The sequence below is a fragment of the Colwellia sp. Arc7-D genome (genome assembly GCF_003061515.1).
Taxonomy (GTDB): domain Bacteria; phylum Pseudomonadota; class Gammaproteobacteria; order Enterobacterales; family Alteromonadaceae; genus Cognaticolwellia.
The window spans coordinates 3032352-3048978 of the sequence record NZ_CP028924.1; the positions used below are offsets into that span (position 1 = coordinate 3032352).

The following is a 16627-nucleotide window of genomic DNA, read 5'->3' on the forward strand; positions in this document are numbered from 1 at the left end:
AAGTGGTGAGTATTTTACTGAGAGAGGATAGAGTAATCTAGAGACTATTTTAGCTGGCTAACGTCGAATCAATACCTGACTTATTTACTTTGCATTTACCACAAAACTTGGTCTATTTCGTTGAGTAACTTTTGGGTGTATTCATTCACATCGATACTGTGGTTATTTTTGATCGCCGTTTCTAACTTGATGGCATATTGAGATAAATCAGCAAAACCAAACATTTGCGCTGCGCCAGCAATACGATGTGATAAATTCGAAAGTTTTTCATAATCTTTATTGTTAATATGTAGCACTAAATCTTGCTGCTCTAACACTAAGTTAGATTTAAACTCTTTGACTAAATCGGACATATCAACATTTTGAAAACTCTCATTCGCTTTTTCTTGTGTGATACTGCCATCGTAATATTTGGCAATGGTAGGGATAAATATATTTCGCTCAATAGGCTTAGATAAATGACCATTAAAGCCCAACGATAAATAATGTGCTATTTCATGCGACATGGCATTGGCCGTTAATGCAATAATAGGGGTTTGAAAACCTTTTTGCCGTAAAATTTTAAACGCTTCAATACCGTCCATTTCAGGCATTTGAATATCCATTAATACCAATGCTGGTTGATGTTGTTTGAATAACGCAATGGTTTCGTAGCCGTTACGAGCTGTGATCACATTTAAACCAATTGAGCTCAATAATCTAGCAATAAGTCGGCGATTATCATTATGATCATCAGCAAGTAAAATTGTGCCTTTTAATTGCTGAGGCAACTCTTGATGATGACAATCAATGTTCACCTGTGTGTCAATTATCGATATCTTGTTTTCAATAAGCTGTTTATTAAAGTGGGCTTTACAAGGCAAACTAAAGGCAAAAACACTGCCTTGATTTAACTCACTTTCTACTTCAATTTTCCCGCCCATAATTTTCGCTAATTGATCTGATAAACATAACCCTAGCCCTGTACCGCCAAAGCGCCTATTTATGCTGCTATCTCCTTGGGTAAAGCTTTCAAACAAGTGCTGTAATTGTGAACTACTCATACCGATGCCGCTATCGGTAATTTTAAACATCAAGTGTGTTTCACTTTGGCTAATATTCAACTCTATATGCCCTTTGGGCGTAAACTTAATGGCATTAGCACATAGATTGATCAAAATTTGTTTAACACGAAAGCCATCAATATCGATTAAAAATGGTTCAGGCAAACGATGCACAATGTCAAACGTTAAACCTTTAGAATTTGCTTGTAAACAAAACATATTGGCGAGTTCTTGCAAAATGTCGTGCAAGTTTTGACTTTGTATTTCAAGCTCAATTTTATTAGCTTCTATTTTACTCAAGTCTAAAATATTATTGGTAAGCTCTAATAAATGTAAGCTATTACCGAGAATTATTTTAACCTCTTTACTGATATAGGCTTCTTCTACATCGCCACTAATAATAGCTTCAGCTTGACCAATAACCGTAGTTAAAGGTGTTCTTATTTCGTGACTCATATTCGCTAAAAACTGACTTTTAATATTATTAGCGTTTTGCAATTCTTGCATTAAGTATTCGAGTTCTGTCGTTCTTTGTTTAACTTTGGTTTCAAGTGCATTTTTTGAACGGTTTTCTATTTCTCGTCTAGCAATTAAAAAGGCGATAACGAAGCTTGCGACAACAACAATGATAATAATAATTCTTGATTGTAAAGAACCCTCTACCTCAAGTTTCTGTAAAAGTTTTTGTTGCTTTAATTGCTCAACTTGTTGCTTTAACTGCTCAGAATCAAAAAGCGCTAATTGCGTGTTCAGTTGACTGTTTGCCAACTCAAGCTGTGTTTGTAAAAAAGTTCGGTGGCTAGCAACGGCTTCAAAGTTTTTATGTTGTGCTGCATAAATCAATGCTTGTAAAGATAAGTTAAATTTTAGTTGCTCTTTATAATCAATTTTGTTGATAACCTTAGTAGATTCTTCGACGTTTTGTAATGCTAAGTCATACTTACCTTGATAAAAGTAGGCGAGAGCCAAACTGTATTTAGCGCCAACATAAGCGTTGGTATGTCCTTGAGCATTACTAAGACGAATACTTTCCTCTGCAAAAACTATAGCTTTATCAATATTATGAAGGTAATTGTTGAGTTCAGCTAAATTATGCAATGTGGATGCCGCATTATAATCATCTTTATTTTTTCTATGTAAACTCAGTGCTAATGTCATGTAGTGCTCGGCTTTTTGGTAGTCACCAGCATTTTTATAAGACGAGCCTAAATCACTGTAAGCTTTCGCTACTCCGATTTTATCTGAGGTTTTTAATAATTTTTCAATAATGTCATGATACATAGATATCGACGTATCGAATCTTTTTAAGCGTAAATGTAAATTTGCGATATTCGTTAAGACGTCAATATTATCTTTTTCGCTGCCATACTGCTGATAAATGGGCTGAATTTTTTGATATATCGCTAACTCTCGCACAGGTTGAGAAGCTCGGCCATAAACTAGCGCGATATTATTGTATAAGTTTGCTTGAGCAATAGGTTCATCAAGGGTGAGATAATAGTTAAGTGCTTGTTGATAAGAGTGCAATGCCAATCGATTTTTGCCATTATAATAAGCATAAACCCCTATCCTTTTATAAGCATCTGCTTCTAATCGATTTAACTCAAATTCATGAGCAAGTTCTTGCTCTTGCTGTGCTACTTTAATTGCGTTTTCAAGCTGACCTAATTTATGCAAGGTTCGACTTTTACTGGCTAAAGCAGAAAGTTTTTCTAATGTTGGTAGAGACTCATCTTCGCAAAGTGTAATGATGAGTTCTAACGCTTTATTTTGATCATCCATGTCTTCAATTACAGACAATTCTTGTCCAAAATTTTTACCAAAATATTGAAATGAATTTTTATTGTAGCTGTGAGCCGAAATATTAATAAATAAACTGGAGAGTAAAATGAGTAATTTGAATAACACCGTTCGGTGAGATATCGCCATCCATAACACCTTTAAACGTGTCTTTTTGATATTATCAACTGAAGTGTTTTTTTTGCTCATTTGGCTATAATCTATTATTTTCAATTGATATTTTTTTTATGTTACTTAGTTATAGCATTTTAATATTGCACTAACAACGCTAACTTCTAATGGTTTATTGATTGGCTTGTAGATTGGTTTAAGGCCACAATATGTAACAAAATGTAGCTTTAGTTTTATACATAAATAGTTACGATAGTTTTGTTAAAAACTTAGCTAATTTTACCACAAAAAGTTTATAATTCACCATCTAAGCTATCCAAACCTAACTGAATTAAATTACCTCAATGTATCAAAATACTAAAGCTGCTTTTACTAAGTTAAGAAACAATAAATTTTTCGAATTAAGTGTTATATGTGTGATCATAATTTCTGCACTTGAAATTGGCGCAAAAACCTTCCCGCTTTCAAATACCGCTATTTCCGTCACCTCAGTTCTAGACACGTTTATCACGCTTTTTTTCTTATTTGAAATATCTTTACGGTTTCTAACAGAAGAAAACAAACGACACTTTTTCAAGTCGGCATGGAATGTGTTCGACACCTTAGTTGTCGTTATAAGCCTTATACCCATTAACGACTCTGAAATGGCCTTACTTGCACGATTGGTGCGAGTGTTTCGGGTATTGCGAATGGTGTCGGTGGTTCCAGAGCTTCGAATATTGATAAACTCTTTGATAAAAGCCATGCCACAATTGGGCTATGTTTTATTGCTGATGTTTATTATTTTTTATATATACGCCGCAATTGGCAGTTTCCTATTTAATACTATAAACCCCAAGTTGTGGAGTGACATCGCTATTTCAATGCTCACGCTGTTTCGAGTAATGACCTTCGAAGATTGGACCGATATTCAGTATGAAACGATGGAAGTTTATCCTTATAGCTGGATTTACTACATGACTTTTATCTTTTTTACCGCATTTGCCTTTTTGAATATGGTGATTGGTATTGTGGTAAATGTGATGGAAGAAGAACGCTCGCGCGAAAAAAATAAAACAGAGCCAACATTGAGTGAATTACAACAAGAAATTCTTGAACTTAAAAACCTTGTTTTACAATTAAATGACAAAAATAAATAAAGTTATATCCACCTATCAACATGGTCAGTAAGTGCTTGTAGTAAAAGCACTTACTGCAACCTTATTAGCCAACACCTTGGTAATTTATTGGCTTTAAGGTATGAGGTAATAGGTATGAGGTATGAGGTAATAGTATTTTCATCATAACGACTTATCTAAATCATTAAATGAAAGTTACTTAAAATTTATCGAGTAGCTTGTGATACATCATGCCCATCGCGAGTAATGGCGATCGCAAATGTTTACCACCTGGAAAAGTAAAATGCTTTACTTTTTCGAAATGCTTGATTAATGAAGACTCTCCACTTATGGCTTCTGCCAGTATTTTTCCTGCTACATGAGTAATGTTTACGCCATGCCCTGAATACGCCTGCGCATAATAAATATTATGATCTAAACGGCCAATTTGTGGCAGGCGATTAGCGCCAATTCCTATCATGCCACCCCATTGAAAATCGATATTAACGTCTGCTAACTCAGGAAAAACTGATAACATTTTTGGGGTTAATGTCGCGGCAATATTTTTCGGATCTCGTGCTGAATAATTACAAAGACCACCAAACAATAAGCGTTTATCGGCTGATAATCTAAAGTAGTCTAGTTCTATTTTTTGGTCGCAAACTGCGTGATTATTAGGTAAAAGTGATTTATATACTGACTCACTTAATGGTTCGGTCGCTATGATATAACTCCCTGCAGGTAATATTTTATGCGCTATTTTAGGGGCAAGTTCACCTAAATAAGCATTACCAGCAAGAATTAATTTTTTAGCTCTTACTTCTCCGTTAGTTGTTTTTATAACGATGGTTTCGCCGGGCGTGTATTTTTCTACTTTAGTACCTTCAAATATTTTTACCCCAAGATCACTTGCTGCCTTAGCTTCTCCACGACAAAGGTTCAATGGGTGTAAATGACCACTTCCCATATCAATTAAGCCACCGACGTATGCGTCAGAGCCTATAACCTGCTTTTTAAGTGCCGTTTTATCTAGTAATTTAATTTCATGTGAATATTCATATTGTCTTAGATGCTCAACTTCTTTTTCAAGCATTTTCATATGTTTATCACGCGTTGCGAGGTCGCAATAACCCATGGTTAAATCACAATCTATCTGGTACTTATTGATTCTATCAATCACAATTTGATTAGCGTCGAAGCCTAACTGTGTAATAGCATCAATACCTTTTTGACCTATGGTTTTTCTAAAGCCCTCAATATCATGACCAATACCACGAATCATTTGTCCACCGTTGCGACCCGAAGCGCCCCAGCCAACTTTATACGCCTCTAATAAAACAACGTTATAACCACGTTCAGCTAACTCTATCGCACTTGAAATACCACTAAAGCCGCCACCAACAATGCACACATCAGCCTCAATACTTTCATGGAGCATAGGATAGCTTTGTTGATATTTTAATGTTGAAAAGTAATAAGAATCAGCATGATTAGATGTATGAACTTTAGTCATTGTTTTATTCTTTTAATAATAAATTAATGTTACAAAACTAGTGCTCATAAATAAGAACACCCCGTAAAATATAACAAACAGACTAACTCAATTAATGACTTAAGCCAAGCGATCGTTATATAATTCAAAAAATTGAGCTAACATAATAGTTTTACCCCTAGAGGAAATTAAATGGATGTAGGCAAAAAACTTAAGTCTATTAGATTAATAAGAAATATATCGCAACGTGAGCTTGCAAAAAGAGCAGGTGTTACCAATAGTACAATTTCAATGATTGAAAAAAATAGCGTAAGCCCATCTATTAGCTCGCTTCAAAAAGTGTTAAACGGCATACCTATTTCGTTAGTTGAGTTCTTTACAGAAGAAAGTAACGAAGCAGAAATTCAACAAGTAGTTTATACCTCTGATGAATTAATCGATATTGGCTCAGGCGATGTGCATATGCATTTAGTCGGTAAATCTTTTCCTAACAGGCAAATGACTTTTCTAGTAGAAAGCTATCCTGAAAATGCTGATACCGGTACTGAAATGCTGCAAAACGACGCGGAAGAAGCCGGTTATATTTTAGAAGGCAAAATTGAGCTTACCGTTGGCACCGATGTATTTATTTTAAATGCTAACGACAGTTATTATTTCGATAATAATAAACCCCATAGATTTAGAAATATCTTTTCTGGCGTATGTAAAATTGTTAGCGCAACCACTCCGGCTAATTTTTAATTATGTTAATAAAGTTGAAATATCCTTAACCCCCATTAATTAAGGTATTTAATTTTTCATGGCTTACTTAATCCCTTTCGTCATTTTATCTAACCTTAATTCCCTTCTTCCTGCTTAGCATTTTCAATTGTCTCTAGATGATTTAAAGGTCATGCGGTGTATTGAATCTAATTGCTGATAGATAATTCAAGAACAATGGCACATCAAGCCAAATAACAGAATTAATTGTTATCGCGACTTTATTTTAGACTTTTTCAAGACTCACCAAATATATTAAGGTGAAAATAAAGTAACAGGTAAATAGCTTGATGCGATTTAACATCGTTAGACCAAGTTTAGCTAAGCAACTCGGTGCCTCATATCCGTCATATGTACCTATTAATTAATAACAAAACGCTTTAGCAACATGAAATATCACTAAGGCGTTTTTTGATAGAATTAACTTGATGTTAGCGCTATAGCTTGATCACTCTTCTTCTTTGCGGCTTCTTGAAACTGTAAAATAAAACTATAAAGTACAGGTAAAACCAGTAAATTTAGTATCAATACAGTTAACATACCGCCAAGCATAGGCGCAGCAATTCGGTGAGTTACATCAGAGCCAGTTGAAGAGCTAAGCATTATAGGAATTAACCCTGCCATCGTAGAAATTGCCGTCATAGCAACAGGCCTTACTCGCTTAGAGGTTGCAGACAATACGGCATCTTTAATTTCAATCACTGATAAAGGTTCACTCGCATCTGCACGACGCTTAGCGATCTCAGTATCAATAAAGCTTAACACCAGTACACCAATTTCTGCTGCCATACCCGCTAAAGCAATAAAACCAACAGCGACACCAACCGACATATTATAATTGTTGAGATATACCAACCAAATTCCCCCCACTAAGGCAAATGGCATCGACATCATCACCACCAGAGGTTCAATGACATTACGAAAATTTAAATACAAGAGTAAAAATATGATGAACAAAGTAGCGGGTGCAACAATACTTAAACGTTGCGCTGCACGCTCCATATATTCAAACTGTCCGGACCAAGTTACGGTATAGCCTGAAGGAATAACTACTTGCTCTGCCAATACTTTTTTAGCATCACGCACAAATCCGCCAATATCAGAACTTGAAATATCGACATAAATCCATGCGTTAGGACGAGCATCCTCACTTTTAATAACGGGCGCACCACGTCGATACACCACGTCGGCAACCATAGCCATAGGTATTTGAGTGCCTGTTGGTGTTGAAATAAGCACGCGTTTAAGCGACTCTAAATCATCTCTTAGCTCTCTGGGATAACGTAAATTAACCGGATATCGCTCTAACCCCTCAACCGTTTCAGTTATATTCATGCCGCCAATGGCACTTTGAATTACATCTTGTACTGCACCTACGGTTAAACCATAACGTGCTGCTTTTTCACGGTCGACATCAAAATCTAAATAATAGCCACCAATGGTTCTGTCACCAAAAGCAGAGGTTGTTTCAGGTAAGCCTTTCATGGCTTGTTCTATATCTTGCGATATTTTCTGTAAAACAACTAAATCAGGTCCAGAGACTTTAATTCCTATGGGTGTTTTTATGCCCGTTGAGAGCATATCAATACGCGTTTTAATCGGCATGGTCCATGCGTTTGCTACACCAGGAAAGTTTATCGCTTTATCCATTTCAGCCATAATGTTAGCTGTTGTTTTTGTGGGATCTGGCCATTCCTCTTTGGGTTTCAATCGAATAGTTGTTTCAATCATAGATAAGGGTGCTGCATCTGTAGCTGACTCAGCACGACCCACTTTACCAAAAACATGATGAACTTCAGGAAAGGTTTTTAATATTTTATCGCTTTGTTGTAAAAATTCTTTCGCTTTAGTGATAGAGATACCAGGAAATAACGTTGGCATATAGAGAATATCGCCTTCATCCAATGGCGGCATAAATTCACTACCTAGTTGTGAATAAGGATAGTAAGTCACTGCAAGCAATGAAACAGCCATGACCATTGTGAGGCCTCGAAACTTCATCAAGAATGTTAATGTGGGCTTGTGTAGTTTATGGAGTAGACGATTTACTGGATTTTTATGCTCTGGCATAATATTACCACGCAGAAAATATCCCATCATCACGGGTACTAATGTTACCGCCAGTATCGCTGATGCTGCCATTGCGTAAGTTGCCGTAAAAGCTAATGGGCTAAATAGACGACCTTCTTGGGCTTGCATAGTAAAAATAGGAAGAAAAGATACCGTTATCACCAATAGAGAGAAAAATAATGCCGGCCCGACTTCTCGGCTACTATCACCTATGACTTTCCAACGTTCATCATTAGTAAGATCCTGCCCTTTTTCTTCACGTGCTTTTGCTAAACAGGTATGGGCATTTTCTACCATAACGATAGCACCATCGACCATTGTTCCAATCGTGATAGCAATACCACCTAATGACATAATATTGGCATTTAAGCCTTGAAATCGCATAACAATAAATGCCATTAATATGCCTAAGGGCAGAGTGATGATGGCAACAAAAGCCGAGCGAGCATGCAATAAAAATAAAATTACCACTAAGCTGACAATAACAAGTTCTTGTAACAATGAGGTATTTAAACTATCAACAGCGCGTTCTATTAAGTCACCTCTGTCATATACAGGCACTATTTCCACACCTTCAGGTAGACCCGCTTTAAGCTCCTCAAGTTTGGCACGCACCGCCTGAATAGTAGCTAAGGCATTCTCACCAAAGCGCATGATGACAACACCACCCGCCACTTCACCTTCGCCATTAAGATCGATCACTCCACGTCGTAACTCCGGACCTATGTGAACATGAGCAACATCTTTTAATCTCACGGGCGTACCATCTTGGCTTACGGATACAGGAATAGCATTGAGATCGTCAATAGATTTAATATAGCCTTTACTTCGTACCATATATTCTGTTTCAGCCATCTCAATTAAGCGACCACCAACATCTTTATTTGACGCTTTAATTGCCATTTTTACTTTGTTTAACGGTATGTTGTAACGCACGAGTGCATTCGGGTCGACTTCAACTTGGTATTGCTTAACAAAACCGCCCATAGAGGCCACTTCAGCAACGCCATCAACTGTCTGCAAGGGATAGCGTAAGTACCAGTCTTGTATTGAACGTAATTGTGCTAAGTCATGTTTGCCAGTTTTATCAACTAAAGCATATTCATAAACCCAACCAACACCCGTTGCATCAGGCCCTAAAGTGGGAGTAATACCTTGTGGTAATCGACCACTCACGTAATTTAAAGACTCTAATACCCTCGATCTTGCCCAATACATGTCAGTATTATCTTCAAAAATAATATAAACAAATGACATACCAAAAAAAGAATAACCTCGCACTACTTTCGTTTTTGGCACAGCAAGCATTGAAGTAGTTAATGGATAAGTGACCTGATCTTCAACAACTTGCGGTGATTGCCCTGGGAACTTAGTAAAAACAATCACCTGCACATCAGACAAATCAGGTATCGCATCTAACGGGGTGTTCTTATAAGCAAACAAACCCACTAAAGTAATAATTAACGCCGCTAAAATGACCATAAAACGGTCTTTTAAGGAGGCTGAAATAATGGCTTCAATCATTGTTATTGCTCCTTAACTTTCATTTCAACAGAGTTTTTCATGTCCATTGGAGGCATTTTATTATTACTAGATTTTTTGTTTTGTAGCTGTAGCATCATTTTTTCCGTGGCTTCACGTAGCTTTGATTCTGAATCAACCATAAATTGCGCAGAAGTCACGACTTCTTCCCCCTCAATCAAACCAGAGAGCACGGCAACCTTGCCATTTGACTCTATGCCTAATGTAACTATTCTTGGTTCAAATCGACCGGGTTCAGTTACCACAAAAACTTGAGAACGCTCACCCGAGCGAATTACGGCTTGTGAAGGAATGACAATGGCAGCTTCATTGACGTCTGAATGTATGGTTATCTCAGCAAACATATCTGGTCTAAGTAACTGTTCTGGATTATCAAAAATAATTCTAACTTTTGTGGTACGCGTTTTTGCTTCGGCATAAGGATAGATATAACCTAAACGACCTGAAAATATTTTTCCTGGCACACTGACTAAGGTCATTTCGACTTCATCGCCGACCTTAATCCAGGGTAACTCATATTCATATACATCGGCATAAACCCATACTTGGCTTAAATCTACCACCATATATAGCTCAGTTTTAGGCGTTACATATTGCCCCTGCCTAGAACCAATGCGAGTCACAGTGCCATCTACAGGTGTATGGATGTGTAGTTGTTTTTTAATTTTTCTACTTTTTTCAAGTTCAACAATTTGATGCTCTGGCACATCAAGTAACTTTAAGCGCTCTCGGGCGCTGGCAACCATGTCTTTAGCACCTCGAGCAACATCTTCAAAAGGACTATTTTCGAGTGATTTTAGGCTGTTCAACGCCAATAAATATTCTTGCTGAGTTGATACTAATTTTGGCGAATAAATACTCACTAAAACATCTCCCTCCTTTACCGTCTCACCTGTTTTATCGACGTTTAAGTCTTCAATCCAACCTTCAACTTTTGGATGTAAACGTGCCATTTTTTGTTCATCAAAATCAACCCGACCAACAGCACGAATAGTGCGGCTCATTGACTCTTTTTTTGCAATACCGGTGCGAACCCCAATATTTTGAACTACCACGGGATCTATTTTAACCGTTCCCAATATCGCTTTTTGATCAGTTTCGACAGCATAGACTGGCGTATAATCCATTCCCATGGCATCTTTTGCTGGTACAGGTGAAGTAACCGATGGATTCATAGCATTTCGATAAAATAGGGGATTTTCATTATTTTTCGGTACGGAAATGTTATCTGCTAGCGTGTTAGCAGGCCCCTCTCCTTGATCAGATAAAAAATAGCCTATTCCTAAGCCAATAACCAACATAATAATGGCGGTGAACAACGTGGATTTATTCATATATATATTCCTTGCCAATAGAGGCTTGTATCGATGCTAATGCTTGATTACTTTGAGAGACTGATTGCCAAAACTGTAGCTCATAATTAAATAAAGTTACTTGGCTGCCGACTAGGTTTAAAAAATCCACTTCACTGACTTGATAACCGACTAACATGGACTGAACGGTTTGTCGTGCTTGTGGTAAAATGCCTGTTTCAAATAAAGAACGTTGCTGTTCAGAGCGACGATAATCTGTGATATATCTAGCGATATCAGCCTTTACCTGGTTGCTTTCATCGAGATAAGCATATTTGGATTTAAACTGTTCGCTGATTCTTTGTTTTACCCTATATGACTGTTTAGTGCTGGCAAATAAGGGAATTTTAATACCGAGTTTAATAGAAAATAAATCCGCTCTATCGCCGCCCATCGGTTGTGAGTTTTGGCCTATGCGATCACCATATGTAACACCAATATTAAAATCGGGATAATAGTCTCGCTCAGCTAAATCAAGCCGAGAATTAGCCGCTGATATTAATTGTTTGTGCTTTTGAAGTAATGGCCGAGACCTTATGGCTAATTGATAGAGTTGTTCTTCGGCCAATAAATGCGGTTGATTGAAACTTAATTTATTTGCCAGGGTAATAGGTGAACGTGGCGTTATATCCATTAAAATATTTAATTGAATTATCTGGGTTGCTTTTAAAGCCACTATTTGAATTTTATGGTTTATTAGCTTTGATAATTCTAATTGGGACAATAAGACATCTTGTTGTAGTCCTTTGCCTGTTGTGTATTTTGTTTTCGCCACTTCGATAAATTGCTTTAGCAATGCTTGATTTTTATCAACCGTCTCTATTGCTCTGTCTAAATAAAACAGCTGCCACCATTTATTACTGACATTCTTCGTTAATAGTAAACGCATTTCAGCAACATCATAATAAGCGGCTTTGGCTTCAAATTCAGCGATATCTTCTTTCAAGCTTAACTTACCTGGAAAAGGAAAAGCCTGTGATACGCCTATTTGTAATTGGGTCATCCCTTCTTGTGATCTGTCAAAACTGTCCGTTGGAAAATTCATAGCCCCTAGGGTTAGTATTGGATCTGGTAAAGTACCAACCTGTGAAGGTATGCTTTTCATCGCCTCATATCGGGCCTTGATTTGTGCAAGGTTAGGATTGTTTGCTAGCGCAAGCGCAATTGCATTTTGCTCAGTTAATACGTCATATTCTGAGGCAGAATGCATGTTTACTTGTTTGGCAGACAATTGTTCAGCTGATAATAAAAATAATGTTATCAGTAAGGTGTTTATCATTCGCATATTTTTCATCCTTCTTGAAATACCCTATATAAATTAATGATTCATGATTCTGTAATAGGGCACATACGCATTCCTAAATTAAAAATTACAAAATATTTTAGCGGTAAATAAAAAGCTTAAACTACCTACTTTTACTACCCGCGACGTTATATATCGGCCCCCAAACAAGGGCAATAAACCAACCATAAAAATAGCTTTCTACTATCCCTAAAAAGAAGCTTTTCCAGCTTATCCATTCAAAACCTGGTAACAGTTGTAACCATACGGGGTACATGGCTTGTTGAGGAAACAACAAGCCAAAAATGACACATAAAGTAAAACTAATGGCAAGAAATAGGCTTGTTGCATGGCCAAATGCAACCAGTGATATTTTATGTTTCATGTTCATTATCCTTCGGTGTTATTGCATGTTGCTTATCAATAAATTTTCCTGGTTCACGGTCAAACCTATCTAAACATTCTCTTGAACAAAAACGATATAAATGCCCTTCTTCGAGTTTGCCATATCCTTTATCCTCTTCAACTTCATGCCCACAAACAGGATCTATAAAACTATTTTTGGCGGATTTTTTATCATGGTGTCCATGGGTCATATGAGCTCCACATCCAAAGCGCATCATGAGATAAAATATCCCGGCAAATAATAAAAATGAAAATAGACTTTCCATTGCTGCCTCCTTAACAGTTAACTAATTTAAAAAAAGCGTGATGCCTAGCTTGCCAACATCACGCAAGCGAGAAGTTCCTATTTTTTTAACTGCACCATATCGAATTTCTTAACCGTACCTTTTACAACCGATACTTTAGCGAAGTGTTCATTCATAATTTCTTCTATTTTCACTTGCCCTTTTTCCACTTTTTGAAAAAAATCGGCACCGTCATCGTTGTCATCGTTCAGGGTAAATCGATACGTTTCCAAAATTTGCCCTACTTTTGCACCGTCATCAAAACCAACGCAAACAACAATATTGTCTGGTGTTGCTGACACTACTTGGCCACGCATGAGATACCGATGTGACAAATCGCTATTTGCACAGCCTGTAAGCACTACAGTAAAAATGACAAGTGCAATTATTTTGGATATTTTCGTTAACATAAGTAATTCCTAATTAAGTTGTTTTTAACGCGATATTAACGTTTTCTTTTGCTCGAATTTGGTGGCGATTTATGACAACTCCAAGGTACATGAGTGAAATTATCCTTGACGTTTTGATCACAAAATTTGTAATAGCTGTCTTTTGTGCGGGTCCACCAATCATTGTGAATATCCGCCCCATGATTTCTAATAACATTTTCAATGCCATCAAGGTCTAAATTGGTTGCATCGTAAGCTAAATGAATGCTCTGCTCTTTGCGATTGAAAGAGACTTCATCTAAGCCGAACATTTGATCTATTGCCGCAATTAGCCCATCGATATTTTCTTCTGTTACCTTGGTAAGTCTTAGGTTTCTTACTACTAAGTTAATTTCTCTAACGCCAACTCTATGGTCTAAATCAGACATAACAGCCTCCTTTATCAATCAAATTTTGGGGATTTATACTGGTATTTCTACCGACTAATTTATTCATTTCTAGCTCCTTGCTGCGGTTCTAGCCCTGTAACCTATTCTTTCAATGGCATTAATCAGAACAGCAGAGCCGACATCTCCGTTTACAACTACAGAACGTAAGGCAAAATTCATTTCAGCGCTGTTTACGCCGTTAATATCTTTTAATGCTGTTTCAATCTTATTGACACAACTTGCACAGCAAGCTCCTTCAATGGTTAACTCTTGGATGTTTTTATTGGCAATACTAGCGGTTGATCTATTCATGGTTATCTCCTTAGTGCGCGTCACTTTCATTCTTATCTACAACGAGGTGACAATTCATATGTTTGGTATAAGTTGACTTCATAGCGCTTACTGATCCTATTGCTCTCATTACATAAGTGCTGATGCTTAATATGAAAATAAAGAACTATAAAACCTACACTTAACTTACACCTATGTGTTAAACACAGGTCAAGTGACTATTTGTAAAAACATCATTTTTGACAAATATCAGGTCTGAGACTTAAACATTAACGAGTAGAGGCATTCTATTTACCTGAAAAGATAAACAGTGATTAATTTAATGACGACAAAACCACCTCTATACCTGCTGCTTTATTCTTGCTTTAAGAACTCAATAATGGCCGCGATATCTTCCTTATTCATTGGATATTTAGGCATAGCCGAAGCCGCATTATTAAACTTAGGATCCATTAACTTCTTAAGCACAAATGCCTCACCTTTATCTGCAACAACATTGTCTAAAGCAGGACCTAATTTACCTCCCTCTCCTCTAAGTTGATGACAGCCCTGACAACCGAATTGAGTGACTAATTCATCACCAGTTTTCTTAGGTGAATTCGTGTTTTCATGGCTTGCTATATTGCGCACATCAGCAGTTAAAGTGCTTGCTAAGAAAGCTTCTACCGCCAATGCTTCCTTACCTGTCATATGTGCTTTTGCACGCATATGAGGAATAACAACAGACCACTCTTTTTTTGTGTACTCTTCTGCAGGACGTGCATTATGGCAACGAGCACAATTTTCACTGTAGACTTTAGCTCCTTCGGCTACTAACGAGGGATCGCTGACATGCTGTGCTTGGACTGAAAATGCACTGATGGTTAAGGTAAATATGGTCAATAATAATATTAATATTTTCATGGTAAATCTCCTTAAAAGCCAAACGCTAACTGTAAAAACACACGATCATCAACTATGCCGCCGTGACCTGCACCTTCATTATCTATTGATGTACTTTCTGCTCCCAACTTCAATACAGCACTTGGTTCTAACCAATAATTGACACCATAATAAATACGACTGCCCATCTTACCTGCGTCTTCTTCAAAATCATGGCCAATGCTGCCGTCAAAATCTGACTTAATATCTGAATAGCGCACAACAAACTCAACTGGATTTAACCAGGCATTACCTAGCTCGCGTGCTTGCCAAGTACCTTGGATATACCAGCCACTTTTATCAAAATCTTTTACCCATTCCTCTCCATGCTCATCAACTTCAATGGGTTCATCCTCACCTTCTGTTTCGGCGCTAGAACCAAAAATTTCACCTCGAACACTGGCATAACTACCCACCCAGTTAAAATCGATATTATAAGCATCGTAATTTAAGTCGCCGTCATTACTATATTTACCTGAGTAATAAGAAACACCTACTTCCCATTCAGGTAAAAATGCATAAGCGATACGCCCACCAAATGCCATGGTGTTATTGTTGTCGCCATTTTTAGCTGACATTTCTACTCCACCGCCATGATCTCCGGCTTCTTGCCTTGGACCACTGACCGTATAAAAATCAGTAAAAATTCTCCCTGCATCACCTAGATTCCATGTATTAGCGATATTTATACCCGTGTCTCCCAAAATACTTGTAATTCCACCTAACGAACCATTACCACCGTGACCACCATAAAGACCTGGGTTGCTCGCCGCTTTATTGATCCAACTTGGGTGTAAATTCACACCAAACTGACCGAAGGGTAATAAGAATTTACCCGCGGTAATGATGGTATTGTCATTAAAAAAGTAATGCATGTTGGCGTATTCAAGTTCAGTTTCGGTTTCGCCTTCAGCATTAGTACTGAACTCTAGTTCCGCCTCAATATGAATTTTTTCAGAAAGTTGAAACAAAAATATGGGAACAAAACGTGCAACTACATTATTTTGAATATCGTTTCCTGTTTCATCTTTCATGTTCGATTGGTTGATATAAGTCACATCGCCATAACCTGCAATAGCGAAACGACCAATATCTAAAGTAGAATTTTCTTGCGCATTAACAGTTGTCATTAATGACATTGAGGTTGCTGCTACAACCGATTGGAGAAGTCCATTTTTCATGATATGGCCTTAGTATTTTATGGCGGGCAGAGGAGCTCCTCTACGCCAAATAGTATAATTAAATGTTTTTAAATGAGTGGCGAAAAGCACAGGGGGAAGTTCTAATTTGTTAGGCTATGTAAATCACTTTGACAAATTATTGCACTAAACGTCTAATAGAATACAAGTTCAGCTACCTTG

14 protein-coding genes are annotated in these 16627 nt (G+C 37.2%); 2 read left to right on the forward strand and 12 right to left on the reverse strand.

The genetic code is table 11. From position 1 onward, the window contains the following. Positions 1–95: 95 nt before the first annotated feature. Entirely contained in the window at positions 96–2972 is a 2877-nt protein-coding gene (locus DBO93_RS13165) for a response regulator (RefSeq protein WP_162533790.1), read from the reverse strand. Positions 2973–3298: 326 nt separating this feature from the next. On the opposite strand from DBO93_RS13165, the gene DBO93_RS13170 reads away from it, so the two are divergent. Next, the gene (locus tag DBO93_RS13170) at positions 3299–4093 is read left to right on the forward strand and encodes an ion transporter (protein ID WP_108456752.1); all 795 of its coding nucleotides are present in this window, start codon (positions 3299–3301) and stop codon (positions 4091–4093) included. 178 nt (positions 4094–4271) lie between these two features. On the opposite strand, the gene DBO93_RS13175 is transcribed toward DBO93_RS13170, so the two are convergent. Next, positions 4272–5564 (reverse strand): FAD-binding oxidoreductase, encoded by a 1293-nt coding sequence (locus tag DBO93_RS13175; RefSeq protein WP_108456753.1) that lies wholly within the window; start codon positions 5562–5564, stop codon positions 4272–4274. Between the two features lie 171 nt (positions 5565–5735). Here DBO93_RS13175 and DBO93_RS13180 point away from each other — a divergent pair, with 171 nt between their 5' ends. Then, a complete protein-coding gene (locus DBO93_RS13180) occupies positions 5736–6284 on the forward strand; it encodes a helix-turn-helix domain-containing protein (protein ID WP_108456754.1) in 549 nt (182 codons plus the stop codon). A 438-nt stretch (positions 6285–6722) separates the two neighbouring features. Here the strand turns inward: DBO93_RS13180 and DBO93_RS13185 are convergent, their stop codons facing one another. The 10 genes from DBO93_RS13185 to DBO93_RS13230 form a co-directional block, all read right to left on the reverse strand. After that, positions 6723–9896 carry a CusA/CzcA family heavy metal efflux RND transporter gene (locus tag DBO93_RS13185; RefSeq protein ID WP_108456755.1) on the reverse strand — a complete coding sequence of 1058 codons (3174 nt, stop codon included), beginning with the start codon at positions 9894–9896 and terminating at the stop codon, positions 6723–6725. A 2-nt stretch (positions 9897–9898) separates the two neighbouring features. After that, the gene (locus DBO93_RS13190) at positions 9899–11248 is read right to left on the reverse strand and encodes an efflux RND transporter periplasmic adaptor subunit (protein WP_108456756.1); all 1350 of its coding nucleotides are present in this window, start codon (positions 11246–11248) and stop codon (positions 9899–9901) included. Further along, positions 11241–12551, reverse strand: coding sequence for a TolC family protein (locus tag DBO93_RS13195; protein WP_108456757.1), 1311 nt, complete (start codon positions 12549–12551; stop codon positions 11241–11243). The genes DBO93_RS13190 and DBO93_RS13195 overlap by 8 nt, the downstream gene beginning before the upstream one ends. A gap of 121 nt (positions 12552–12672) precedes the next feature. Then, positions 12673–12933: a DUF5676 family membrane protein gene (locus DBO93_RS13200; protein WP_081152362.1), complete on the reverse strand. Its 261-nt coding sequence runs from the start codon at positions 12931–12933 to the stop codon at positions 12673–12675. Next, positions 12923–13219 (reverse strand): YHS domain-containing protein, encoded by a 297-nt coding sequence (locus DBO93_RS13205; RefSeq protein WP_081154515.1) that lies wholly within the window; start codon positions 13217–13219, stop codon positions 12923–12925. Before DBO93_RS13205 ends, DBO93_RS13200 begins: the two co-directional genes overlap by 11 nt. A gap of 77 nt (positions 13220–13296) precedes the next feature. Then, the gene (locus tag DBO93_RS13210) at positions 13297–13647 is read right to left on the reverse strand and encodes a hypothetical protein (RefSeq protein WP_081152361.1); all 351 of its coding nucleotides are present in this window, start codon (positions 13645–13647) and stop codon (positions 13297–13299) included. Between the two features lie 35 nt (positions 13648–13682). Then, entirely contained in the window at positions 13683–14054 is a 372-nt protein-coding gene (locus tag DBO93_RS13215; protein WP_108456758.1) for a hypothetical protein, read from the reverse strand. A gap of 69 nt (positions 14055–14123) precedes the next feature. Then, positions 14124–14366: a cation transporter gene (locus DBO93_RS13220; protein ID WP_108456759.1), complete on the reverse strand. Its 243-nt coding sequence runs from the start codon at positions 14364–14366 to the stop codon at positions 14124–14126. Positions 14367–14699: 333 nt separating this feature from the next. Then, entirely contained in the window at positions 14700–15248 is a 549-nt protein-coding gene (locus DBO93_RS13225) for a cytochrome c (RefSeq protein ID WP_108456760.1), read from the reverse strand. A gap of 11 nt (positions 15249–15259) precedes the next feature. Beyond that, positions 15260–16447, reverse strand: coding sequence for a porin (locus DBO93_RS13230; RefSeq protein ID WP_108456761.1), 1188 nt, complete (start codon positions 16445–16447; stop codon positions 15260–15262). Between the last annotated feature and the right edge of the window lie 180 nt (positions 16448–16627).